Below are 21,793 nucleotides of genomic sequence, written 5' to 3'. Positions count from 1 at the left end.
GCCGGTGGCAGCCGCGGCGACACCGGCGGGTGCTGCGAGTGCTGCGAGTGCGGCGGGTGCGGCGCGGGGCGCTGCGTCGGCGCGGTGATGGTCATGGGGCGGCTGGCCTGGCGGAGCAGCGTCGCCGCGGTTCGCGCGTCGGGTCTTTCGGCGGGGACCTTCGCCAGCATTGCCCACAGGACACCGCCGAGTGGACCAACCCGCAGGCCGGGGCGCGGCGGCTCGAAGAGTATTGCGGCAAGCATCGCGGCGGTGTTCTCGCCCCCGAAGGGAAGAGCGCCCTCGACCGCCTGGTAAAGGGTGACCCCGAGCGAGAACACGTCGCTACGGAGGTCCGGCGGCCCGTCGCCGAAGCGTTCCGGGGCGATATAGGCCAGGGTGCCGACGACTCCGGTCGCGGTGAGAGTGCTGTCGTCGTGGTGCGAGGCGATGCCGAAGTCGGTGAGCAGGACCCGTCCGTCCTGGGTGAGCAGGATGTTGGACGGCTTGATGTCGCGGTGCGCGACCCCGCGATCGTGGGCGAAGGCGAGCGCGTCGGCCGCGTCGGCGCCGATCCGGGCGACCTCGTCGACGGACAGCCGCCGAGCGCGCAGACGGTCGAGGAGCGAGTCGGACTGGGTGATCAGCTCCATGACAATCCATGGCAGGCCGGCGTCGTCGAGGACATCGTGGACGGTCACGATCCCGGGATGGCTGCGCAACCGAGCCGCGTGCTCCGCCTCGCGGCGTGCACGCGCGACCCGCTCCGCACGCTCCCGGGCGGAGATGTCGGCCGGGAGGCGAACCTCCTTCAACGCGACGTCCACTTTCAGTGTCTCGTCGCGGGCGCGCCACACGGTGCCCATTCCGCCAGCGCCGAGACGGTCGAGTATCCGATACCGGCTTCCGACAATCCTGCCGACGGCCTCGTCTTCTCCGGTCATGTCGGCGCCCCCCGGACGATCCGCCTGGCCGGTCGGGCGAGGCGCGCTTTGTGGCGATAAGCATATATGTCTGCAGACGGGCGATGCGCAGCGCTCGGGGTATCGCCGTCACCCGTCACCCGTCACCATGACGGGGACATCGTCAGGTTTCGTGTGGGCTGACGGGTCCGCTGGATTCCGGGTCGGCCAGGGCCGCGAAATCGAAGCTGCTGGTGTGCCGCTCCCGGACGGTCCATCGGTGCCGGCCACCCGCCGTCGCGGTCGCAGCTGCGGTCACTTCGCCCCGCACGATCGCGCCCCTGATCTCGTCGTACCTGGCCCCCTCCTCGGCGACGCAGCACACCGCGTCGCCGACGCCGACCCCGGCGGCGGTCCCGGTCGGATCGGCGAACTCGACCGTGATCTCCTCCCCGTGCCGGTCGGCGGAGGCCAGGGTGCCGACGGGCCAACCGGCCGCGTCCACGTAGGCGACGACCATCTCCGCGGAACCGTCGAGGAACGCCGCGAGCTGCTCGGCGCCCATCGCGATCCGCCGGCGGCGCTCAGCCGGCATCGTCTGCTCCTTCCGCCGCGTGCATGAACAGGGCCGTGAGCGGGGTTACCCGGATGATGATCCGCCTGCCGTCGAGGAGTCTTTCCCGGACCCTGCTGACGACGTGGGGTGGCGTCACGACGTGAGGGGTCACGACCTGCGGGGTCGCGACCTGCGGGGTCGCGGCGGGAGACGGCGTGGCCTGGGGCGTCAGGACGTGGGGCGGAGCAGACAGGCCCGGCGTCGGATCCTCGCCGTTGCCGTCGCCGTGCATCCAGTGCTCGATGCTCCCCTCACCGGGCTGCACACGCCCCCAGACGCTGAGCACCCGCCGATCGGCGGCCCGGTCACGGGGCACCACGACCACGCACACCCGGCCATCGCGCCGCAGATGGGTGACCTTCGCGCTCCTGCGGTAGGTGTTGAACTCCAGCGTTCCGTCGCACCAGCGGACGGTCATCGGGTAGCCGATCGGGCCGCCGTCCGCCCCGGTCGTGATCAGGAAGCCACGCGTGTGCTCGGCGAGGAACCGGCGGTGCTCGCCGCTGACGGGATCGCCGGGCGGTTGGCCGTCGTGCCCGCGCCGGTCGGGTAATTCCGCGCCCGGACCAGCGGCGGCATTCTCCGTCGGAATCGTCATATCCGATCTCCCTCCGGTGGGAACTGGGACGACGCTGCCGAAGCCCCGCCCCCGATGAAACCCCGCGTTCACGGTGCGGTGCACGAGACCGAGACTCCCGCTTCCTACGGACGGGGCGGTGAGGACGGGCGGCGACAGTTTTTCCGCGTGGCGGGCTTGACCTTTACGCCTACGGCAACTCCTGCTGTCGGCGGCATGAGCGCCTCCACACCCGCTGCCTCCTCACCCTCCGCTTCCTCACTCGCTGCGTTCTCGCCCACCTCGTCGACGCCCACCTCGTCGACGCCCACCCCGCCGGCGCCCACCCCGGCCGCCGGTCGGCAGGTGTGTCTCGCCGCGCACCCGGTCGGGCTGCCGACCCTGGCGGACTTCCGCGTGGAGCGGGCCGCGGTGCCGGCCCCGCAGCCCGGCCAGGTCGTCGTCCGCACCACCCTGTTCGCCCTCGACGCCGCCGCCCGTCTGTTCCTCGGCGACGTCGACCTGCCGCTGCCCCGGCTTGCCCTAGGTGTCGTCGTGCCGGGGGCGGCGCTCGGCGAGGTCGTCGCCAGCACCGACCCCGGCTTCGCCGTCGGCGACGTGGTCTGTCACCAGCTCGGCTGGCGGGAGTTCGCCGTCGCCGACGCGGCGGCGTGCGGCGCGGCGGCCCGAAGGGCCGCCCTTGAAACCGCATATAAAGTCTGCGATGGATCTTCTGTTCCTGTTTGTGTTGGTCAGACGTCTGCGGCCCCGGTGGCTACTCGGAGGTGTTCGGCCAGGTCCTTCGCGCCGGGATGGCCGGTGGCGTGTACCTCTCGGCAGACTTCGGCGAAGTGGCTTCCGAAGATCGCGGAGGACGTCAGGGGCGCTGCGTCGATCGCGTCGTGCGCGAGGTGGACCGCGGCGTCCGGGTCTCCGGCTCTGGCGTGGGCCACGGCGAGGCTCGCCTGAAACTCCAGCAGGTCACGCGGCATGTCTGGGCTGGCGTGGTCGATCGCGGATCGGACGTGCGGGATCGCGGCGGCGGGATCGCCACTGAAGATCATGGACACGCCAGCGTGGTAGGAGATCATTTCGGTGGTCACCCAGTAGACGTGGGGTGGGTCCTCGTCGGGCCGGGCCTGCGCGATGTGCTCGCGGGCTTCGTCGGCGGCGCTCTGGGCAGCGTGGCGGTCCTGGGCGCGGCCGTGGGCGACGGCAAGTTGTCCGGCGAGGATCGCGTTCTCCGTGGCGGTGAGCCGTCCGCGTGCGCCGGCGCGGGCTGAGCGGAGGAGTTCGACGCCGGTGCGGGGGTCGCCCCGGCCGCATGCCTGTACGGCCATGCAGCGCAGGATGTTCGCGCCGATGCCGGGGTCATCGGCTTCGTGGGCGGCGCGGAGGCCGAGCAGGTAGAACCGTTGGGCGGTGCCGTGGGCGCCGGTGTCCTGGGCGGTCCAGCCGGCCATGCGGGACAGTTCGGCGGCGATGGCGTGCAACGCCTTTCCGTCCGCCTGGCTGTAGCTGGCGTTGCGCAGGAGTCCGACGACTAGCCGTAGCTGTTCGACGGTCATGCCGTAGACGGCCTGACCACCAAGTTTGTCGTCAAGGCGACGGAGGAGATCAACCCCGCCGTTCAGGTCGGCGATCACGGCCGCGTCGGCTTGGCGACCGGCCAGGGCGGCGGAGATCCGTGCGGGGTCGGCGACCAGCCATTCATGGGCGGCAGCGGCCAGTGCGACGCCGGAGAGGGTGAGGAACTGGCGGCGTGGGAGGGGGGAGGCGGTCAGGGTGGCGGTCACCTCCTCGAACACCGCGGGCAGCGTGCCGGGCTGCCAGAGCCGTTCCAGGCCGATGTTGGCTGGCACGGCGCCGGTTCTCCTATGGTGACCCAGCCGGCCGGGGGTTTCCACCCCGTCCCCGGTGAGCGACGGGTCACTCTGGCGGATGGCGGGATGGTGCGGGCCGCTGAGCTGGGGCGGGCCGAATCCGAGGGCGGATCGGCTAATGCGGTAGAGGGCGGCGTAGGCGCGTTGGTAGCCGATCCCGGGGTGGACCCGGCCGCGTTCGTGCCGGCCGATCATCTGGAACGTCGCGGCGGGCGGTGTGGCGCCGTCAGGGAAGCGCAGGTTACGGATCTTCTCGGCGGCCTGTTCCATGGTCAGGCCGGTGACCGCGGAACATTGGCATGGCGGTGTTCCCGGAGCAGGGCCGGGTTCCACTGCGGGTGCTGGACCTGCGCCACCGTCGCCCCCTGTCCGTGTGACCATGTCGCGCCGTGCGGTGAGGACGCTAACGGATCACGAACGGTTCCGCCCCGTGTCCACGCGGATACCCGAAATCCGAATTCGGATCATGGCTAGATGACTCGGCCGATGACTAAATCTGGGCGATGGCGTACGGATGGCTCATGGATGACTAACGCGCGATGGAGCAGGACGGTCGAGTGCTCCTACGTCATCTTCCCGCAGCGCGCATGACGTAGAGCTGGCCACGCATGACACATGGTTAAAGGTGCTGCTAACGGGTGCGCTGTCGTGCTGTCGGTCCGCGGGTTGGACTTGTCGGTGACGGTTCCGGTCGGGTTGACCGCGTATCCCCGGCCGGGGCCGTCGTTCACCGTCCGGCGGGAGAGGGGAGGTTCTGGCGTGGGTGCCTGGGAAGACGAGCATTGCGCGCGGGTCGAGTGCGAGTTGGGGGTCTGGGGCCGGGACCGCCTGCTCTGGCTGCGGTCGTCGCGAGCCGGGCCGGGTGCGGTGGAGGTGGCGGCGGTGCCGGGCTGGTCGCCGGTGTCGAGGCTGGCCGGGCCTGGGGTGGCGGTGCGCCACGGCCGGGGTCCGATGGCGGGGGCGGCGTTGCTGTTCGAGCTGTCGGAGTGGTCGGCGTTCGTCGCCGGTCTGCGCAGCGGGGAGTTCGCGCGGCTACGTCGCAGCGCGCTCTCGTCGGCGCCGCACCGGGACGGTTCCGCGGAACCGCGGCAGGCGGCGGCCGGCGATGGGTGAGGCGGCCGGTGCGCCGGTGCTGTGGGCGATCGCGGTCTTGCAGGGCCAGGCCCGGGTGGTAACCGGGACGGTCGGACCGTTCCCGACGCCTGGGGCGGCGGAAGGCTACGCGCAGGAACACCGGTACGCCGATTGGCGGATTGTGCCGTTGGTGCTGCTGCCGATCCCGGTGGAAGTGGCCGGCCGGTGAGCGGCGTTTCGTGGGTCGCGGCGCAGGACGACCGGTATCGCTCGCTGGTGGACATGGAGGTTCCCGACCGCAACGGGCTGCTGGTCGCGGCGCCGCTGTCCTATGACGTGGGCCGGGGCTGGGCGCCAGTCGAAGCAGAATTCATCCCGGTGTCGGCCGATCGGCTGGTCGAGGTCGCCATGGGCCTGGTGGCCATGACGGACGTGGGAATTGTTGCGATGCATCCCCAGGACACTCCGGCGGACGCCACCCGGTTGGCGTTCACGGTCGGGTTGCGGCTGGGAGTATTCGCCCGGCCGTTCGGCGTGGTCCTCGCCGGGAGGCAACCGGTCGGACCTGAGACGTCCACCCATGGCCGTCGGGTGGTCGCCCACGACGTCGAGGTCCTCGTCGATGCCGAGCAGGGGGTCGGTGTTCCGGAAGCGGAGCCTTGGGTGCGCCGACAGGTGTGGGAGATCATGCCGGCCGGTCGGTATGCCGCCTGGCAGTCGGCCGGTCGGACCGGCTGACCGAACCTGGTGGCGGCGGAACGCCTCTCTCCCTCGACCGTCGCCGCTATCGGGAGGACCCTGCCCCTCCAGCGGGGTCCTCCGTCCTCGTGACCGGCACCCGATTCGGCTGCGCACGGTGGAGGGCTGGGCCAGCACCGCGTTCGTTGAACGCGCGATCTTGGAGGGTGCGGAGTCGTCGCCCGACCTGTCGGCGCTGGCGTTTCAGTGATAGGGCTGGCACGGAACGACGCATGCCCCTACCCTCTGCGTCGGGTACATCTGCCTAGATTGACCGATATCGATCACTTCGGTGAGGGCTGACCCTGGGCAAGGTCACCATGTCAGGAGGAAGCGGTGCGCGCGAACAGCCACACCTGGACGGCTCTGGGTGCCCTGCTCGCCGCCGCGACCCTTCTGGCTGCCGGCTGCTCCGCGAGTGGAAGCATCACCCCGCTGCGTGACCGGCTGTCCCACCGGCTCGGCCCCACCCGCTGACCACCCGCTGACCGGAGCGGTCAGCGGTTGATGGTGGACATGTCGGCGTAGCGGTCGCCGGCCGGCGGCTCGATCGCGTCGAGGCGGGCGAGCTGGTCGGGGGTGAGGACGACCGCGTCCGCTGCGGCGTTCTCCTCCAGCCGGCTGACCCGCTTCGTGCCCGGGATCGGGGCGAGGTCGTCGCCCTGGGCGAGCAGCCAGGCCAGCGCCACCTGGGCCGGGGTCGCCCCCACCTCGCCGGCGACGGCCTCCACTTCGGCGACGATCCGCAGGTTCTGTGCCAGCGCCGAGGCGGCGAAGCGGGGATTGCCGCCGCGGAAGTCGCCGGCCTCGAGCTGGTCCACCGAACGGATCTGGCCGGTCAGGAATCCGCGGCCGAGCGGGGAGTAGGGGACGAAACCGATGCCGAGTTCGCGCAGCAGCGGCAGGATCGCCGCCTCCGGCTCCCGCGACCACAGCGAGTACTCGGTCTGCAGGGCCGTGATCGGGTGGACAGCATGCGCCCGCCGGATCGTCTCGACGCCGGCCTCGGACAGGCCGATGTGGCGGATCTTGCCCGCGGCGACCAGCTCGCCGAGCGCGCCGACGGTGTCCTCGATCGGCGTGTCCGGGTCCACCCGGTGCTGGTAGTAGAGGTCGACGTGCTCCACCCCGAGGCGGCGCAGGGACCCGTCGAGCGCGGCCCGCAGGCTCGCCGGCGAGCTGTCCAGACCGGGCCGGTCACCGTCGCGGTGCGAGATCAGCCCGAACTTGGTGGCCAGCACCACCTCGTCGCGCCGCCCGGCGATCGCCCTGCCGACCAGCTCCTCGTTGCGGTACGGGCCGTAGATCTCCGCGGTGTCCAGGAAGGTGACGCCGAGGTCCAGCGCCCGGTGGATCGTCCGGATCGACTCGGCATCGTCCGCGCCGGCGCCGGCGTAGTACGCCGACATCCCCATCGCGCCGAGACCGAGGCGGGAGACGTCCAGGCCGGCCAGAGACACATGCTGCATGCGCCGTGATCCAATCCGAGTGAGGCGGGACGGGCTGGGTGCTGCACCCGTGACCAAACTAGTCCGTCGGCTGCCGGAGTCCCCGGTGGCCGGCCCACCCCCTGGCCCGCCAGACGTGCCCAAACCGCCGACACACCGGCCCCGCGCAGCGTGGCGAGGGTCACGAAGACGCCCGCGTCGGAGCGTGAGGGGACCCACCAGTTAGGGTCATTAGGGAGGGAATCGCCAGAGATGTGAGGGGGGCTGGCCGCGATGACGGAGACAGGCGGGCGGGACCTGACGGGCGGGCGGTGGTGGCAGAGTCTCGTTGAGGAGCGCAACCCAGTGGATCTCAAGACCGACCAGCCGCATTCGGCTCGGATGTACGACTACTTCCTCGGTGGGAAGGACAACTTCCCCGCCGATCGGGAGGCGGCGGAGCAGTCCCTTGCCGCGTTCCCGAACCTGCGGCTCGTCGCCCGGGAGAATCGGGCGTTCCTGGCCCGGACGGTCCGCTTCCTGGCCGGCGAGGTCGGGATCCGGCAGTTCCTCGACATCGGCACCGGCATCCCCACCTCGCCGAACCTGCATGAGATCGCCCAGGGTATCGCCCCGGACGCGCGCGTGGTCTACGCGGACAACGACCCGATCGTTCTCACCCACGCCCGCGCGCTGCTCACCGGCACCCCCCAGGGCGCCACGGCCTACCTCGACGTCGACGTCCGAGACGTCGAGGGCATCCTGAGCGCGGTGGAGCTGCGCGACACCCTCGACGTGACGAAGCCGATCGCGCTGTCGCTCATCGCGCTGTTCCACTTCGTCCCCGACTCGGATGATCCCTATGGCATCGTCCGTCGCCTCGTCGACGCGCTTCCGGTCGGCAGCTACCTCGCCCTGTCCCACATCACCGCCGACGAGGACCCGGGGTGGGAGCAGGTTGCCGAGACCTACCGCAGCCGCGGCATCCCCCTGCAGCCGCGCACCCGCGCGCAGGTCGCGCGCTTCTTCGACGGTCTGGAGCTGGTCGAGCCGGGAGTACAGGTCGTGCACCGTTGGCGCCCCGACGGCACCGCCACCGGGCTGACCGACCTGGAGGTCAGCAACTACGGCGCGGTCGGTCGAAAGGTCTGACAGGCGCGCGTTGCGCCGGCCGTGGAACCCGGCCCCCGCTCGGTCGCCAGGCCAGATCCTGGTCCGGCCTCGATACTGGCCCTGTCCCGGTCCGGTCGAAGCGGGGAGGGTGACGCGATGTCCTCGGCATCCACGACGGCCGGCCCGGCGTCTGGGGGCGGGCCGCTGATCGGCTCGGACCTGGCGCCGGTCGGTTTCCTCGGACTCGGCACGATGGGCCAGCCGATGGCGGTGAACCTCGCCGCGTCGGGCCGACCGCTGGTGGTGTGGAACCGCACGCCCGCCCGCACCGGGCCGCTGGCGACGGTCGGGGCCGCGACCACCGAGGACGCCGCCGAGGTGTTCGCGCGCTGCCGCACCGTGATCGTGATGCTCGCCGGTCCCGAGGCGATCGACGCGGTGCTCGACCGCGCCGGCCCGACCTTCCCGGCCCGGCTGCGCGACCGCACGCTCATCCAGATGGGGACGACGTCGCCCGCCTACTCGCGGGCCCTCGCCGCCGACGTCCGCGCCGTGGGCGGTCACTTCGTCGAGGCGCCGGTGTCCGGGTCGCGCGGGCCCGCCGAGGCCGGCCGGCTCGTGGGCATGCTCGCCGGCGACCCGGCCGACGTCGCCGGCGTGCGAGCGCTGCTCGCCCCGATGTGCCATGACCTGGTGGACTGCGGGGGAGTTCCCCGGGCGATGTCGACGAAGCTGGCCGTCAACCTGTTCCTTGTCACGCTGGTGACGGGCCTGGCGGAGGCGGTGCACTTCGCCCGGTCCAACGACGTCGACCTCGGCGTGCTCGGCCGGGTGTTGGCCGCGGGTCCGATGGCCAGCGACGTCTCCCGGGTGAAGCTGCCCAAGCTCGTCGAGCGCGACTTCACCGTGCAGGCGGGCGTCCCCGACGTGCTGGAGATCATCCAGTTGATCACGCAGGCGGCCCGGGCCGCCGGCATCGCCTCGCCCCTGACGGACGTCTGCGAGGCGCTCTACCGCGAAACCGTGGCGCAGGGCCGTGCCGCCGCCGACATGGTCGCCGTCCTCACGGCCCTCGAATCCCGCAGCGCCCCCGCTCCGGCCCCGGCCTCGGCCCCCGCCCCCGCCCCGGCCTCGGCCCTCGAATCGACCCGCGGTGGATCACCGTGAGGATGATCCGGCCGTACTGCCGGCGGCGCTGTTCTCGGCGACGAAGCCGGTCTGGATCAGGCGGCTGCCCCGCCGGGTACACAGCAGCGCCCGCCCAGGCGGCAGGACCCGCGGCTTGACCCCGCCGAGCAGGGGCCCCTCGCTGCGCGGGCAGGACAGCGCGAGGTCGGGGGTGTTGAGCTCCTGCAGCCGGCGCAGCAACGGGTCCATCGACATGCGCATCAGCCCGGCCGCGGCCCGGCCGGCGACGACGTGCAGGCCGATGTCGCCGGCCTGCGGCAGCAGCGGCACGAACGCGGTCAGCGGGTTGTCCGAGCCGGTCAGCAGGTCGTAGTCGTCGATGAGCACGAACAGCAGCGGCCCGGACCACCAGTCGCGCCGCCGAAGCTGCTCCGGTGAGATGTCCGCGCCGGGCATCCGCGGGGTGAGGCCGGCGACGGCGTCGCGGGCCGTCGCCCTGGTGCTGTCCGACGACACCGAGTAGCCCAGCCGGTAGGCGTCGGGGATGTCGTCGAAGAGCCGCCGACGGTAGTCGACCGCCATGATCCGCGCCTGCGCCGGGGTGAACCGGGTGGTGATCGCCCGTGCCACCAGCCGCAGCAGATTGGTCTTGCCGCTCTCGTCGTCGCCGAGCAGGGTGAGGTGCGGGAGCTGGCCGAAGTCGTGCCAGACGGGTTCCAACCGGCTTTCGTCGACGCCGAGGGCGACCCGCATCGCGGCGGCTTCGCCGTCGGGGGGCGGCAACTGCTCCACCGGCAGGAGGGCGGGCAGCGCCCGCACACCCCGCGCCTTCGGGCCGGGCCAGCCGTCCACGACCGCGGAGACCAGGTGGCGGGTGCCGTGCGCCAGATCGTCGACCGAGCCAGCGCCGTCGATTCTCGGCAGGGCGGCGATGAAGTGCAGCTTGGTGTCGGTCAGCCCGCGGCCGGGCAGTTTCGGCACCGCGGCGGCCGCCCGCAGGTCGATGCCGGACTCCACCGGGTCGCCGAGTCGCAGCTCCAACCGGGAGCCGATCTTGTCCCGCATCGTGTGGTAGATCTCCGACCACCGCCCGGCCGTCAGCAGGATGTGCAGGCCGTAGTTCAGCCCCCGGGAGGCGATCTCGCGGGCGCCCGCCTCCGCCGCCTCGAACTCCTGGCGCAGGGTGGACCACCCGTCGACGACGAGGAACAGGTCACCGAACTCCTCCGCCGGGACCCGTCCCGCCGCGACCAGCGCGCGGTAGGCGGCCATCCCGGACACCTCGAGTTCGGCGAACCGCCGCTCCCGGTCGCCGAGCAGCGAGACCATCTCGGCGACGGTCCGGCTCACCCGGTCCGGGTCGTGGCGGCCGGTGACCCCGCCGACGTGCGGCAGATCCGCGATGCTCGCCAGCGAGCCGCCACCGAAGTCCAGGCAGAAGAACTGCACCTGGCGCGGGGAATGGGTCAGGGCGAGGGCGGCGATGACGGATCGCAGCAGGGTGCTCTTGCCGCTCTGCGGCCCGCCGGCGATCCCGAGATGGCCGCCGACGCCACCGAAATCGACCGTCAGCAGGTCTCGGACCTGCTCGAACGGCTTGTCGATCATCCCTACCGGGACTGTCAGCAGCCCGTCCGCGCCGGCGTCGACGGGCCGCAGCCCGTGTTCCGGGTCGGGCAGCAGCGGCGGCAGGACCTGGTCCAGGCTCGGCGACTGCTCCAACGGCGGCAACCAGACGCGGTGCGCCGGCGGGCCCTGATCGATCAGTCGGTTGACCAGCACCTCCAGCACGGTGCTGGCGGTGGCGTCGCCGCTGTCGGCCTCGTCGGAGTCACCAGGGGTGTCGGTTTCCCGGACGACGACCGGGACGTGATCGGTCCCGTAGGGCACGACCTGGCTTTCGATGACGTCCTGGTCGACGTGGGTCGAGCGCAGCCGGTACGGCCCGGAGACGTAGGCCGCCTTGAACCGGGTGATCGTCGCGACGTCGGAGCGCAGGTAGCCGTTGCCCGGCGCGGCGGGCAGCTCGTAGGCGTCCGGAACGCCGATGACGGACCGGGACTCCATCGCCGAGAAGGTCCGCAGGCTGACCCGGTAGGACAGGTGGCCCTCGAGCTGGTGGATGCGGCCGTCGTCCAGGCGCTGGGAGGCCAGCAGCAGGTGGACGGCCAGCGACCGGCCGAGCCTGCCGATCATCACGAACAGCTCGATGAAGTCGGTGTGCGCCGCGATCAGTTCGCTGAACTCGTCGACGATGACGAACAGGGTGGGCAGCGGGGCCAGCGGCGCGCCCTGCGCACGGGCCTGCTCGTAGTCCCGCACCGAGCTGAAGTTGCCGGCGCGGCGCAGCAGCTCCTGGCGGCGGACCAGCTCGCCGCGCAGCGCGTCGCGCATCCGGTCCACCAGCGCGGCCTCGTCGGCGAGGTTGGTGATGGTCGCGGACACGTGCGGCAGCCGGTCCAGCCCGGCGAAGGTCGCGCCGCCCTTGAAGTCGACCAGCACGAAGTTCAGCGTCTCCGACGAGTGCGTCGCCGCCAGCGCCAGCACGAGGGTGCGCAGCAGCTCGCTCTTGCCCGAGCCGGTCGCCCCGATCAGCATCCCGTGCGGCCCCATGCCGTCCTCGGCGGACTCCTTGATGTCCAGCTCGATGGGCGAGCCGTCGGCGGCGACGCCGATGGGCACCCGCAGCCGCTCGGACCCGTGCCGGGTCGGCCAGACGGTCCTCGGGTCGAAGCGTTCCAGATCGCCGAGGCCGAGCAGGTCGGGCAGGTCGAGGTTGGCGCTCAGCCCGTCGGGGGTCTGCTCGGCGCTCTCGCCGGCGCTGTGCCGGGCCATCAGCCGGGCCAGCATCGCCATCCGGACCCGGGAGAGCACGTCCGGGGTGGCCAGGCGGGTCCGGACCTCCCGCCCGACCCGGTCGATCTCGACGATGTCCATGGCGTCGGCGGCGACGTCGAGGTGCAGCAGATGCCGGACGTTGCCACCGCCGCCGTTGGGCTCGAAGTCGACGAGGACGGCGTTGCGGTAGCCGGAGACGAGGAACCGGGTCCCGGGCGAGATCCGGGCGCCGTCGCTGACCACGACGACGAACGGTTCGGCGCGCGAGGGCGCCGTGCCGGTCTCGAACCGCGCCCGCTCCCCGAAGCTCTGCCCCAGCAGCCGCTCGACGTCGTCCAGCGACTCCCCGAACAGCCGCACCGGGCCGGCCGCGTCCCGGTCGGTGGGGTGCTGGGCGTGCGGCAGCCACTTGACCCAGCCCCACTCCTCGCGCCGCTCGGCCGAGGCGCACACGGCGATCCGCACCTCGTCCGGGGCGTGGAAGGTGGCCATGTGAGCGAGCAGCGCCCGCACCATGCCCAGTGACACCTCGCGGTCGCCGTCCACCTGGATGCGGGCGAACCCGCGGATGAACAGGGCGACCGGCTGGCCGGGGACCGTCGTGTACGCGCGGGTGAACCGCCGCAGCGCCTTCGCGGACACCGGCTCCAGGTCCTCCACGGGGCTGGTCTGCAGCGGGGTGATCCGCACGGCGAGCCGCTGCGCTCCGGTCCCCACCCGCACCTCGCCGAAGTCCGGGTGGGTCGGGCGGCGCTCCCACAACCTGCTGGTCATCGCGAGCGACCACAGCGACTCCGGGTCCGGGTGGCGCCACGCGAGGGCGGAGCGCTGCTTCTCCGCGTAGCCCCGGACCTGCCGGCGGGTGCGGGAGAGATAGCGCAGGTAGTCGCGGCGCTCGCCGCCCACCTTGTGCTTGCGGTCGCCGGACTGGGTGAGGACCTGGCTGAGACCCATGCCGGCCATGCCGACGCCCATCACGGCCATCATTCCCAGGCCCATCGGCCCGGACGCCGAGCGGCCGATGTAGAAGTACATCATCCCGCCCGACATCAGGGCCATCGGGAGAACCATCAGCAGCACCCGCAGGCCCGCGCTCTGCACCTCGGGGACGGTGGGTGGCTCCTGAAGCGTGATCTCACCGTGCGGCATCTCCGGGCCGGTGCGGCGAGCGGGGCGGCGGAAGGCGACCGTGGCCATGTCCTTTACACGCGCCCGGCCCGACGCAGAGTTGAACCGGCGGATGTGACCTGAATCACGACGATGAACCGGCCTGGTTGACCCCGTCGTGCCGGAGGTATGGCACAGAGCAGCGCGGCGGAGGTCTGCCGTCTTCTCGTCATCGGGCCGACCAGCCGGGTCGATCTGTCCGTGCCCACGCACGTGCCCCTGACCGACCTGATGCCGGCGTTGCTGCGCAGTCTCGGCCCCGATCTCGCCGATCGCGGGCTGGAACACAGCGGCTGGGTGGTGCAGCGGCTCGGCTCGCCCCCGCTGGACGAGGACCTCAGCGTCGCCGAGCACGAGCTGCTCGACGGCGACACCGTCCACGTCCGCCCCCGATCGGACCAGATACCGCCGCTGGACTTCGACGACCTGATCGACGGCGTCTCCACCGGGATCAGCGCGCGTTCGGGTCTGTGGCGGCCGCGGACCACCCACACGGTGTCGGCGTTGGCACTGGTGGTGTGGTTGCTGGTGGCGCTCGCGGTGCCCGTGCTGGCCGGTCCGCACGTTTCCCCCCCGGCCGCGGACGCCCACGGCGCCACCGACGCCGGCGACGACGTGTTCGGCCGGCCCGTGACGGTGGGCGTCGTCGCGATGCTGCTGTTCGTCGCCATGGTCGGGTCGAGCCGGGGGCAGCGGGATCGCGCGGTGACCGCGCTGCTCGGCGGTGCGGTGGTGGCCTTCGCCGTGGAGGCGGTGGTTCTCCAGGTCGCCGATGCCGATGCCTATGCCGACGCGGGCGCGGGCGCCCACCTGCCCGAGATGCTGCTGGCCGGCGCGGGAGTCGCCGTGCTCGCGAGCCTGCTGGTGCTGGTCGTGACGTCCGTGCGCGACACTCTTCTGCCGGTCGGCCTCGCGGTCACGGCCATGGCGCTCGCCGCCGCCGTGGCCAGCGAGCTGAGTTCCGCCGCCGGGCTGGACTGGACCCAGACGGCGGCGGTGATGTCGCTGCTCTGCGTGGCGGCCCGTCCCGCGGTGCCGATGGCCTCGTTCAAGCTCGCCGGGCTGACGCTGCCGCCGCTGCCGGTCGAACCGGAGGACCTCCAGGACGACATCGACCCCGAACCGGGGGCGCAACTGCTGGCCCGCACCGCCCGGGCCGACCGTTACATGACCGCCCTGCACGCGGCCGGCGGGGTCGTGTCGACCGCCGCGGTGCTCCGGCTGGCGCTCGCCCCCGGCTGGCCGCCGGCGACGGTCGCCCTCCTCGTCGGGTTCGCACAGGTGCTCGCCGCCCGCCCGATGACGAGTACCTGGCACCGCCTGGCGTTGGGACTGCCCGCCGGCGCGGGCCTGGCCGCCGTCGTCCTGTCGCTGCCCGCCCGGTCGGGAGTGCTCGGGGGCGGCGCGGCGCTGCCGATGGTGCTGGCCCTGCTGCTGGCGGTCGTCGCCGCGGCCTGCGCGTACACGCTTCCCCGCCGCCGGCTGACGCCGATCTGGGGACGGCTTGGCGACTGGGGTCACGCCATCGCGCTGGCGGTCTCGGTCCCGCTGGTGGTCGGGATCCTCGGCGGAGTCGGGTTCATCCGTTCGGTGGTCGGCTGAGATGCGCTCCCGACGAGACCAGGTCAACGCGCACAACTACCTGGTGTTCCGGCTGACCGGGGCGCTCGTGCGGGCCGAACCGGACATCCTCGAGTCGCCGACCCGCCGGGACCTGCGCGGTCTGATCACCGGGGGGGTGGCGGCGATCCTGCTGCTGGCGGTGGTCGCGGTCTGGGCGCTGATCTCCGCGCGGGGGTCGACGGCCTGGCGCAAACCCGGCGCCCTGATCGTGGACAAGTCGAGCGGAAGCCGGTTCCTGCTGGTCGACGGCGCGTTGCGGCCGGTGCGCAACATCGCCTCGGCCCGGCTGCTGACGGGCAAGACCATCTCACCCGTGGTGGTGCCGCGCACCAGGCTGACCGGAGTGCCGCGTGGCGCCCCCCTCGGCCTCACGAACGCGCCGGACACGCTGCCCGACCCCAGTCGCCTCAACAAGGGCGTGTGGCGGCTGTGCACCCGGCCCGGTGCCGCCGGTGCCGCCGGTGTCGCCGGTGCCGCCGGTGATGACGGCCCTGGCGCCGGGCCGGCCATGGTTCTCGACGTCGGCGTTGCCCCGGCGAAGCCCCGCCTCGGCGCCGACGCGGGACTGCTGGTCTCCGCCGACGGGCAGCAGTACCTGCTCTGGAACGGACAGCGGTTGCTGCTGGCCCGGCCCTGGGCCGCGGACGTGCTGGGTTTCGGCGCGATCATCCCCACCGCCGTTCCCCGGACGTGGCTGGACCTGGTGCCGCCCGGGCCGGATCTGGCCCCGGTCGCCGTGCCGGACGCCGGGACACCCGGACCGCGCATCGGGGATCAGGCCACCCGGCGGGGCGAGCTGTTCGCGGTGACGACGGCAACCGGATCGGTCGCCCACTACATCCTGCTGGGGTCCGGGCTGACCGCGCTGAGCCCGACCCAGTTCGCCCTGGCCCGAGGCGAGGCGGGCGACGCACCGGAACAGCCGATCACCCCGGGGGACCTTGCCACCGCCGCGCGCGCCGTGATGGCGGCGCCGCAGAACACCCTGCCGGCAACGCCACCGCCGATCCGGCTGCCGTCCGCGGGCGAGTCGGTCTGCGTCGAGTCCTCGCCGGATCCGGCCGGCTCCACGTTCGACGTCGTGGTCTCGACGGTGCGTGCGGCCGCGGGCCGGCGGACGTCCGGCGACACCGCCATCGGCGTCGCCGCGGGTGGTGGCGCCCTGGTCGTACCCAGGGTGCTGCCGCGGGGCAGCCGGGCGGCGGACGTGGACAAGCAGCCGGGCGTCCTGGTCGACGGCAGCGGCATGGCTTACCCGGTGAGTGGGGACGCGGTCAAGGCGCTCGGCTACGCGCCGCAGCAGGCCGTCGCCGCGCCCTGGAAGTTGTTGGCGCTCCTGCCCTCGGGACCGCCGCTGACGACGCCGGGACGGGGGTGACGACCGGAGGACCCCGCCCCTGATGACCACATCCCTGATGACCCCGCCCTGATGACCACTGGAATCAATGATGTTCTGTCCGAAACCCGGAGGGCACGTCCATGCCAGATCAGTCTCTCGTCGCCGATGAAGCCACCACCATCAACATGATCAAGGCTTTTGACAACTGCCAGGACGAGTGCAACAACATCCAGCAGACGATCGACGGCGCCAGCTCCATGCTCTTCTCGACGTGGGGTGGCGTCGCGGCCAACAAGTACCGCGACGCCATCTCCGGCTGGCAGAACGGCTTCAACGAGGTCAGGCAGGCGCTGAACCTGCTGAACGAATCGATGGTCAGTTACGCGAAGACCACGACCAGCACCGAGGACGACGCCCTGATGATCGGCTCAAGCTGGGCCCAGGGACTCACCTGAGGCGCAGCCGGCCGATCGCCGACCCAACCTTGAGCCGGAATTCGGAATCCGGGGAAACGAGGAGACATGGCCACCTACCAGTTCAGCCCGAATGGCGCCCTCGACACCGCAGATGAACTCACCTTCGTCACCAAGAAGCTCGAGGAGTCGCTCGCCGATCTCGTGTCCAAGGTGCAGCTCTTCATCCAGGCCAACGCGGGTTCCGCGCCGGAGAACTACACGCTGGCCCAGCAGCAGTGGAACAAGGGCCAGCAGGACATGGAGCTGTCCCTCGCGGTGGGCCGACAGAAGCTCGAGGAGATTCACAACCAGTACGTGCTGGGTGACAGGAAGGGTGCGAGCGTCTTCGGCTCGCTCCTCTGACGATGCCCGTCACGCCGGACACCCGCGTATCTCCCCATCGCGTACGCGGCCGGTAACCAGATTCTTCTCGTGCTCGGTGGCCGACCGGATCCCGCGCGGACCACTACCGGTGTGACGGTCCGCGCGGGCCGGTCGGGCCGCTGCTCTCTTGGTAGGACACAAAAACCGAGGCGAACGACAGGAGAGACCATTGGGCACCGAGTTCACGATCAAGATTGACGAGCCGACCCTCCAGCGGCTCCGAACCGAGTACGGCGACCTGCTCCAGGACATGGACACCCGGCTGGCCGACTACCAGTGGGACAGTGGTGAGACCTACTCCGACCTGACCCTGGGTGATCAGTTTCCCCTGAGCCTGGGGGGCGCGGACTTCACCGAGGCCGTGAAGCTGGCCAAGGACCTGGACAAGGTGCGCAAGAACCTCACCGGCCGGTTCGACACGGTGTACTCCAACGCGTCGAACCTGTACTGGGGTCTGCAGTCGCTGCTGGAGGACACGGACGCGGTCGAGCATCTGAACGATATGACGGCAGAGGAGTTCTCGGGGTTCATCCCCACGGAGACGCCCCAGGGGCCGGGTGACGGCCCGACCGATCAGGGCAAGGGGAGCTGACAATGGCTGCTGCCCAGCCGATCGAGGACATCCTCCAGACCATCCTCGGGTATACCGTCGGCGCGGCCGACGGCGGACTCAATCTCGCCACCGGCCCGGGCGACGGGGACTCGCCCAAACCGAACGGAACAACCAGCAAGAGCGTCGCCGACAACCTGCGGCCGAGCACCATCGGGGGTGCCGGCGGCGCGCCCTGGCTGATTCCCGAAGAGCGGGAGGAGCACTACCACACCCTGGGAAGCTGGAAGCCCAAGTTCAAACAGGGCGCGATCACCTTCTGGCGCTGGATGTCAAGCGACAGCATGAGTAACGCGGAGCAGTTGACCCTGTGGGTCGGGAAGCAGGACGACTCCTCGTCGGCGAACCGCAACTCCCCGACGCCCGCGGGCGCCGGGGACAGCAATCCGTTGATGGACGTCCGGGCGGCCTGGGCCGCGGTGTTCAAGGACATCCCGCAGATCGCCGGTCCGCGCACGCCGTTCGATCCGGCCACGCTGCGTGGGGTCAATGTGGCCCTGCAGCGTGTCGGGGAGTGGGCCCAGGCCATCTTCGAGGATCTGGACAACGACGTCTCCCGGCTGGACACGAAGGTGGAGAATTTCGACGGCTCGGCGGCCGCGGCCTTCCGGGATCAGGTCAATGCAGCCAGGCGCGGTGTGCAGGGCGTCCTCGACCAGATCAAGAGTTGGTCCGATCCCCTGGGGCAGGCCGTCACCAGCGCGGTGAACTTCGTGAACCAGCTTTTCCTGGACAATGCCTACTGGAACGGGCAGAGCGGTCAGGGGGAGACGAGGGCTCCGATTGGGGGGCCGCCCGGCGTCTGGCCGGACCCCTACACGCTGATCGTCCAGATGTTCGACGATTCCACGGTGTTCAGCAGCTACGGTACCGACCCGAACTACAACCATTCCCACGGGTTGTGGGAGACCGGACGGATCCGCGGCGAGCTCGGGGAGTACGAGTACGACCTGTGGCGGGAGATGTACATTCGCTTTCCCGAGTGGAGTGGCGTCACCGGGGACTTCGCCGTGCTCCGGCAGCCGTCCTGGTTCGCCGCCGATCAGGCCCTGCGGGCTGCGTGGGCGAAGAAGGTGCAGGACAGCTTCGCGCCGTCCGTGGGCCTGGCCCAGGACATGATGGACAAGTTCAACGCCGCGGCCGGCAAGGTCAAGATGACCGCCATGCCGCCGGTCACCCGCACTCCACACGATAACCCGGAGACCACTGACCCGCCGCCGTTCAACCCCGAGGATCTCGACAAGTACTTCAACGGCCTCAACAACGGCTTCAACGGTCTGAACAACGGTCTGAATGACCTGAATAACGGCCTGAACGGCCTGAACAACGGCTTCAACGGTCTGAACAACGGCTTCAACGGTCTGAACAACGACCTGAACGACCTGAACAACGGTCTGAACGACATGAACAACGGTCTGAACAACGACCTGAACGACCTGAACAACGGTCTGAACGACGGCCTGAACGGTCTGAACGACGGTCTGAACGACGGCCTGAACGGTCTGAACGACGGTCTGAACGACATGAACAATGGCCTGAACAACGACCTGAACGACATGAACGACGGGCTCAACAAGAACTTCGACGGTCTGGGTGACGGACTGAACGGGGTGAACGACAACCTGGGCAACGGTCTGACCGGGTTGAACGACAACCTGGGTAACGGTCTGACCGGTCTGGGTGACGGTCTGACCGGGTTGAACGACAACGTCGGCAACGGCTTGAACGACGGGCTGAACGACAACCTGGGCAACGGTCCGAACGGGCCGGGGGGCGACCTGTCCGGCCTTGTCGGCGGCCCGGCGGCCCTTGCCGGGCTGAACAGCCCGAACAGCCCGAACAGCCCGAACAGCCTCGCCGGCGGGCTGAACGGACTCGGCGACGGGGAGGACCTCGGCGGCCTCAACGACTCCGTACCGAAGACGCTGGGCGACCTCAGCCCCCAGCAGCTCAGCACGCTTCAGCAGGCCGGGCAGCTCGACGGCGTGCCGTTGACCCCGGAGCAGTCGGCGGCGCTGGAGCAGGCGGGTCTCGCCGCTCCCGGCGCCCAGACGCTGGGCGACCTCAGCCCCCAGCAGCTCCAGGAACTGCAGCGCGATGGTCTGCTCAACGATGTCCCACTCACACCGCAGAATCTGCAGACCCTGGGCGACGCCGGTCTGCTCGGACCCACCACCGGCACGCCGCACGACCTCGGCGATCTGAGCCCGGCGCAACTGGCCGAGCTCGGCTCCTCCGGTGCGTTGGACAATGTGCCGGTCACGGATGCGCAGCTCAACCAGTTGCGTCAGGATGGGCTGCTCGGCCCCAACGCCAGCGGCATCGACTCGCTCGGGGACCTCAGCCCGGCCCAGCTCGCCGACCTGCAGCAGAACGGCCTACTGGACTCGGTGCCGGTGACTCCGAGTGAGCTGGACACGCTGCAGCACGCGGGTCTGCTCGGCCCGAACGCCACGACCGGGGCCGGCATGAACACGCTGCCGACGCTCGGCCCGGACTCCGTCGGGGGCGCCGGATTCGGCGACAACGGCCTGCTCAGCCCGTCCGATCTGGCGGGCAACGGGACGCCGAAGACATACTTTCCCACGGCGGTCGACGGTCTGGATGTGAGCCCACCCGACCCGTATGACCTCGCCGCCGGCTCGGGAGTGCAGGTCGGGAACATCCAGCAGCCGATGGCCCGGACGGTTCCCGGAGTCGGCGGTGCGGGCTTCGGAACGGCTGGCGTCTCCCTGCCGAATTCACAGCCACTCGGGACGGGCGACGGTTCCCTGCTCGGCCGGGACGGAACCACCGGGCTGGGCGACCTGGCGGGTGCCGGCGCTCTGGGGGGCGCCGACGGGTCGATGAGTGTCAAGGGGTCGCCCATGTCCGGCGGGATGCCGTTCATGCCGATGGGCGGCATGGGCGGGCTCGGCGGCGGCCAGGGCCAGCAGTCCAAGGAACGGCAGCGCAACACGTGGCTGACGGAGGACGAGGACGTGTGGGGCACGGACCCCGAATGCGCACCGGCCGTCGTGGGCCGCGGGGACGGCCCCGCCGACGCCGAGTCCGACCGTCCCGCCGGCCCGACGCCGGTGCCGCCCACTCCCGATCGCAGCCGCACCCGTCGTGGGCGTTGACACCGCAGGGCGTTGATGCAGGGAAAGGAGGCACGATGGCGCTGTTCGACGAAAGCCAGGTGGAAGCCGCGCTGGCCGAGCTGGCGCACACCGAGGAGGTCACGGAGCGGATCCGGCAGCAGGGCGCGGAGACGAGCTACCGGACGAGCGACAAGAACAAGCTGCTCTCGGTCACCGTCGGTGGCCAGGGCGAGATTCGTGATCTCACCTTCCGCGGCGACGGCTACCGGGATCTCGCCCCGGCCGAGCTGGCCGATCTCCTGGTGAAGACGATCGAGCGGGCTCGTCAGGAGGTCCGTCGGCGTGTCCTGGCCGGCATGCAGGAACTGATGCTGGAACTGCCGTCTCCCGTGGGCAGTCTGGCCGAGGCCGGGTCGGCGGAGGAACTCGTGGAGGAGCTGCTCGGGATGTTCACCCGGAACATGCCCGACGACGGCCGCGAGCTGGCTCCGCCCGAGGAAGACGGGCGCTGGCGGTGAGCGACGAGGTGATACTCCACGACGGCGACGAGATCGCGCAGAAGGTGCCGATGCTCAGCACGTTCCGCCAGCAGGTGACCGATCTGGGCGGCGAGCTGGCCGACACCATCGCCCGAAACAATTTCGCCAAGGGCGCGAAGGACGAGGTTTCTCTGTACGCGGAGTCGTCGTTCCAGGAGCTGATGGACGCCTTCGGGAAGATCTACGGGGCGCTTGGGGAAGCGGTCGGTCTGCAGGGCGACCGGCTGTCCGTCGTGCGCCAGATCGGCGACACGACCGAGGGCGAGACGACCGAGGAAGCCGGCTGGGAGTCCCCGGGCGGCCATCACGGCTGACAGCACTGCGAGGCCCGGGTATCGG

At 71.0% G+C, this 21,793-nt stretch carries 20 protein-coding genes and 1 pseudogene; 15 read left to right on the top strand and 6 right to left on the bottom strand.

What is annotated here, in order from left to right; genetic code table 11:
• The 3 genes from ND748_RS03625 to ND748_RS03615 form a co-directional block, all read right to left on the bottom strand.
• The coding region (locus ND748_RS03625) for a serine/threonine-protein kinase (protein ID WP_251743984.1) at window positions 1-923 on the bottom strand (923 nt) is incomplete at its 3' end.
• Window positions 924-1,065: 142 nt separating this feature from the next.
• The gene (locus ND748_RS03620; RefSeq protein WP_251743983.1) at window positions 1,066-1,476 is read right to left on the bottom strand and encodes a hypothetical protein; all 411 of its coding nucleotides are present in this window, start codon (window positions 1,474-1,476) and stop codon (window positions 1,066-1,068) included.
• Complete coding sequence (locus ND748_RS03615; RefSeq protein WP_251743982.1) at window positions 1,466-2,095, bottom strand: pyridoxamine 5'-phosphate oxidase family protein; 630 nt, start codon at window positions 2,093-2,095, stop codon at window positions 1,466-1,468. The genes ND748_RS03620 and ND748_RS03615 overlap by 11 nt, the downstream gene beginning before the upstream one ends.
• A 54-nt stretch (window positions 2,096-2,149) precedes the next feature.
• Here ND748_RS03615 and ND748_RS03610 point away from each other — a divergent pair.
• A pseudogene (locus tag ND748_RS03610) lies at window positions 2,150-2,713 on the top strand (hypothetical protein); the annotation flags it as partial.
• Window positions 2,714-2,805: 92 nt separating this feature from the next.
• Here ND748_RS03610 and ND748_RS03605 read toward each other — a convergent pair.
• Window positions 2,806-4,206 (bottom strand): XRE family transcriptional regulator, encoded by a 1,401-nt coding sequence (locus tag ND748_RS03605; protein ID WP_251743981.1) that lies wholly within the window; start codon window positions 4,204-4,206, stop codon window positions 2,806-2,808.
• A 489-nt stretch (window positions 4,207-4,695) separates the two neighbouring features.
• Here ND748_RS03605 and ND748_RS03600 point away from each other — a divergent pair, with 489 nt between their 5' ends.
• From ND748_RS03600 to ND748_RS03585, 4 genes are all read left to right on the top strand, one after another.
• Window positions 4,696-5,049: a DUF397 domain-containing protein gene (locus tag ND748_RS03600; RefSeq protein ID WP_251743980.1), complete on the top strand. Its 354-nt coding sequence runs from the start codon at window positions 4,696-4,698 to the stop codon at window positions 5,047-5,049.
• Window positions 5,042-5,239 carry a hypothetical protein gene (locus tag ND748_RS03595; RefSeq protein WP_251743979.1) on the top strand — a complete coding sequence of 66 codons (198 nt, stop codon included), beginning with the start codon at window positions 5,042-5,044 and terminating at the stop codon, window positions 5,237-5,239. Before ND748_RS03600 ends, ND748_RS03595 begins: the two co-directional genes overlap by 8 nt.
• Window positions 5,236-5,748: a hypothetical protein gene (locus ND748_RS03590; protein ID WP_251743978.1), complete on the top strand. Its 513-nt coding sequence runs from the start codon at window positions 5,236-5,238 to the stop codon at window positions 5,746-5,748. The genes ND748_RS03595 and ND748_RS03590 overlap by 4 nt, the downstream gene beginning before the upstream one ends.
• Window positions 5,749-6,084: 336 nt before the next feature.
• Window positions 6,085-6,225, top strand: coding sequence for a hypothetical protein (locus ND748_RS03585; protein WP_251743977.1), 141 nt, complete (start codon window positions 6,085-6,087; stop codon window positions 6,223-6,225).
• 20 nt (window positions 6,226-6,245) lie between these two features.
• On the opposite strand, the gene ND748_RS03580 is transcribed toward ND748_RS03585, so the two are convergent.
• The gene (locus ND748_RS03580) at window positions 6,246-7,217 is read right to left on the bottom strand and encodes an aldo/keto reductase (RefSeq protein WP_251743975.1); all 972 of its coding nucleotides are present in this window, start codon (window positions 7,215-7,217) and stop codon (window positions 6,246-6,248) included.
• 252 nt (window positions 7,218-7,469) lie between these two features.
• Between ND748_RS03580 and ND748_RS03575 the strand changes: the two genes are divergently transcribed.
• Both ND748_RS03575 and ND748_RS03570 read left to right on the top strand, forming a co-directional pair.
• Window positions 7,470-8,327: an SAM-dependent methyltransferase gene (locus tag ND748_RS03575; RefSeq protein WP_251743974.1), complete on the top strand. Its 858-nt coding sequence runs from the start codon at window positions 7,470-7,472 to the stop codon at window positions 8,325-8,327.
• A 117-nt stretch (window positions 8,328-8,444) separates the two neighbouring features.
• On the top strand, window positions 8,445-9,455 hold the full coding sequence (locus ND748_RS03570; protein ID WP_251743972.1) for an NAD(P)-dependent oxidoreductase: 1,011 nt from the start codon (window positions 8,445-8,447) through the stop codon (window positions 9,453-9,455).
• On the opposite strand, the gene eccCa is transcribed toward ND748_RS03570, so the two are convergent.
• Window positions 9,447-13,451, bottom strand: a complete 4,005-nt coding sequence (gene eccCa / locus ND748_RS03565) for a type VII secretion protein EccCa (RefSeq protein ID WP_251743971.1) — start codon at window positions 13,449-13,451, stop codon at window positions 9,447-9,449. The genes ND748_RS03570 and eccCa overlap by 9 nt on opposite strands.
• Window positions 13,452-13,550: 99 nt before the next feature.
• Between eccCa and eccD the strand changes: the two genes are divergently transcribed.
• The 8 genes from eccD to ND748_RS03525 all read left to right on the top strand — a co-directional run bounded on the left by eccD (window position 13,551) and on the right by ND748_RS03525 (window position 21,768).
• Window positions 13,551-15,023, top strand: a complete 1,473-nt coding sequence (gene eccD, locus ND748_RS03560; protein WP_251743970.1) for a type VII secretion integral membrane protein EccD — start codon at window positions 13,551-13,553, stop codon at window positions 15,021-15,023.
• Between the two features lies 1 nt (window position 15,024).
• Complete coding sequence (eccB, locus tag ND748_RS03555; protein WP_251743968.1) at window positions 15,025-16,422, top strand: type VII secretion protein EccB; 1,398 nt, start codon at window positions 15,025-15,027, stop codon at window positions 16,420-16,422.
• A gap of 101 nt (window positions 16,423-16,523) precedes the next feature.
• On the top strand, window positions 16,524-16,838 hold the full coding sequence (locus ND748_RS03550; RefSeq protein WP_011604108.1) for a WXG100 family type VII secretion target: 315 nt from the start codon (window positions 16,524-16,526) through the stop codon (window positions 16,836-16,838).
• Window positions 16,839-16,904: 66 nt separating this feature from the next.
• A complete protein-coding gene (locus tag ND748_RS03545) occupies window positions 16,905-17,201 on the top strand; it encodes a WXG100 family type VII secretion target (protein WP_251743967.1) in 297 nt (98 codons plus the stop codon).
• A 190-nt stretch (window positions 17,202-17,391) separates the two neighbouring features.
• Complete coding sequence (locus tag ND748_RS03540; protein WP_011604110.1) at window positions 17,392-17,814, top strand: hypothetical protein; 423 nt, start codon at window positions 17,392-17,394, stop codon at window positions 17,812-17,814.
• A 2-nt stretch (window positions 17,815-17,816) separates the two neighbouring features.
• A complete protein-coding gene (locus ND748_RS03535; protein WP_251743965.1) occupies window positions 17,817-20,954 on the top strand; it encodes a hypothetical protein in 3,138 nt (1,045 codons plus the stop codon).
• A 35-nt stretch (window positions 20,955-20,989) separates the two neighbouring features.
• Entirely contained in the window at window positions 20,990-21,433 is a 444-nt protein-coding gene (locus ND748_RS03530) for a YbaB/EbfC family nucleoid-associated protein (RefSeq protein WP_251743963.1), read from the top strand.
• Window positions 21,430-21,768, top strand: coding sequence for a hypothetical protein (locus tag ND748_RS03525; protein ID WP_251743962.1), 339 nt, complete (start codon window positions 21,430-21,432; stop codon window positions 21,766-21,768). The genes ND748_RS03530 and ND748_RS03525 overlap by 4 nt, the downstream gene beginning before the upstream one ends.
• Window positions 21,769-21,793 lie beyond the last annotated feature (25 nt).

Origin of the sequence: Frankia sp. AiPs1, from assembly GCF_023716945.1 — a bacterium.
Taxonomy (GTDB): Bacteria; Actinomycetota; Actinomycetes; order Frankiales; family Frankiaceae; genus Frankia.
Note: the sequence above shows the minus strand (reverse complement) of the source record. Positions and strands in the feature narration are given on the sequence as shown.

What these genes read in the sequence shown, in the direction of transcription:
- ND748_RS03580 (WP_251743975.1), bottom strand. Translation starts at nt 7,217, where the DNA reads ATGCAGCATGTGTCTCTGGCCGGCCTGGACGTCTCCCGCCTCGGTCTC.
- ND748_RS03550 (WP_011604108.1), top strand. Translation starts at nt 16,524, where the DNA reads ATGCCAGATCAGTCTCTCGTCGCCGATGAAGCCACCACCATCAACATG.
- ND748_RS03595 (WP_251743979.1), top strand. Translation starts at nt 5,042, where the DNA reads ATGGGTGAGGCGGCCGGTGCGCCGGTGCTGTGGGCGATCGCGGTCTTG.
- ND748_RS03615 (WP_251743982.1), bottom strand. Translation starts at nt 2,095, where the DNA reads ATGACGATTCCGACGGAGAATGCCGCCGCTGGTCCGGGCGCGGAATTA.
- ND748_RS03530 (WP_251743963.1), top strand. Translation starts at nt 20,990, where the DNA reads ATGGCGCTGTTCGACGAAAGCCAGGTGGAAGCCGCGCTGGCCGAGCTG.
- ND748_RS03620 (WP_251743983.1), bottom strand. Translation starts at nt 1,476, where the DNA reads ATGCCGGCTGAGCGCCGCCGGCGGATCGCGATGGGCGCCGAGCAGCTC.
- ND748_RS03535 (WP_251743965.1), top strand. Translation starts at nt 17,817, where the DNA reads ATGGCTGCTGCCCAGCCGATCGAGGACATCCTCCAGACCATCCTCGGG.
- ND748_RS03545 (WP_251743967.1), top strand. Translation starts at nt 16,905, where the DNA reads ATGGCCACCTACCAGTTCAGCCCGAATGGCGCCCTCGACACCGCAGAT.
- ND748_RS03570 (WP_251743972.1), top strand. Translation starts at nt 8,445, where the DNA reads ATGTCCTCGGCATCCACGACGGCCGGCCCGGCGTCTGGGGGCGGGCCG.
- ND748_RS03605 (WP_251743981.1), bottom strand. Translation starts at nt 4,206, where the DNA reads ATGGAACAGGCCGCCGAGAAGATCCGTAACCTGCGCTTCCCTGACGGC.
- eccCa (WP_251743971.1), bottom strand. Translation starts at nt 13,451, where the DNA reads ATGGCCACGGTCGCCTTCCGCCGCCCCGCTCGCCGCACCGGCCCGGAG.
- ND748_RS03575 (WP_251743974.1), top strand. Translation starts at nt 7,470, where the DNA reads ATGACGGAGACAGGCGGGCGGGACCTGACGGGCGGGCGGTGGTGGCAG.
- eccB (WP_251743968.1), top strand. Translation starts at nt 15,025, where the DNA reads ATGCGCTCCCGACGAGACCAGGTCAACGCGCACAACTACCTGGTGTTC.
- eccD (WP_251743970.1), top strand. Translation starts at nt 13,551, where the DNA reads ATGGCACAGAGCAGCGCGGCGGAGGTCTGCCGTCTTCTCGTCATCGGG.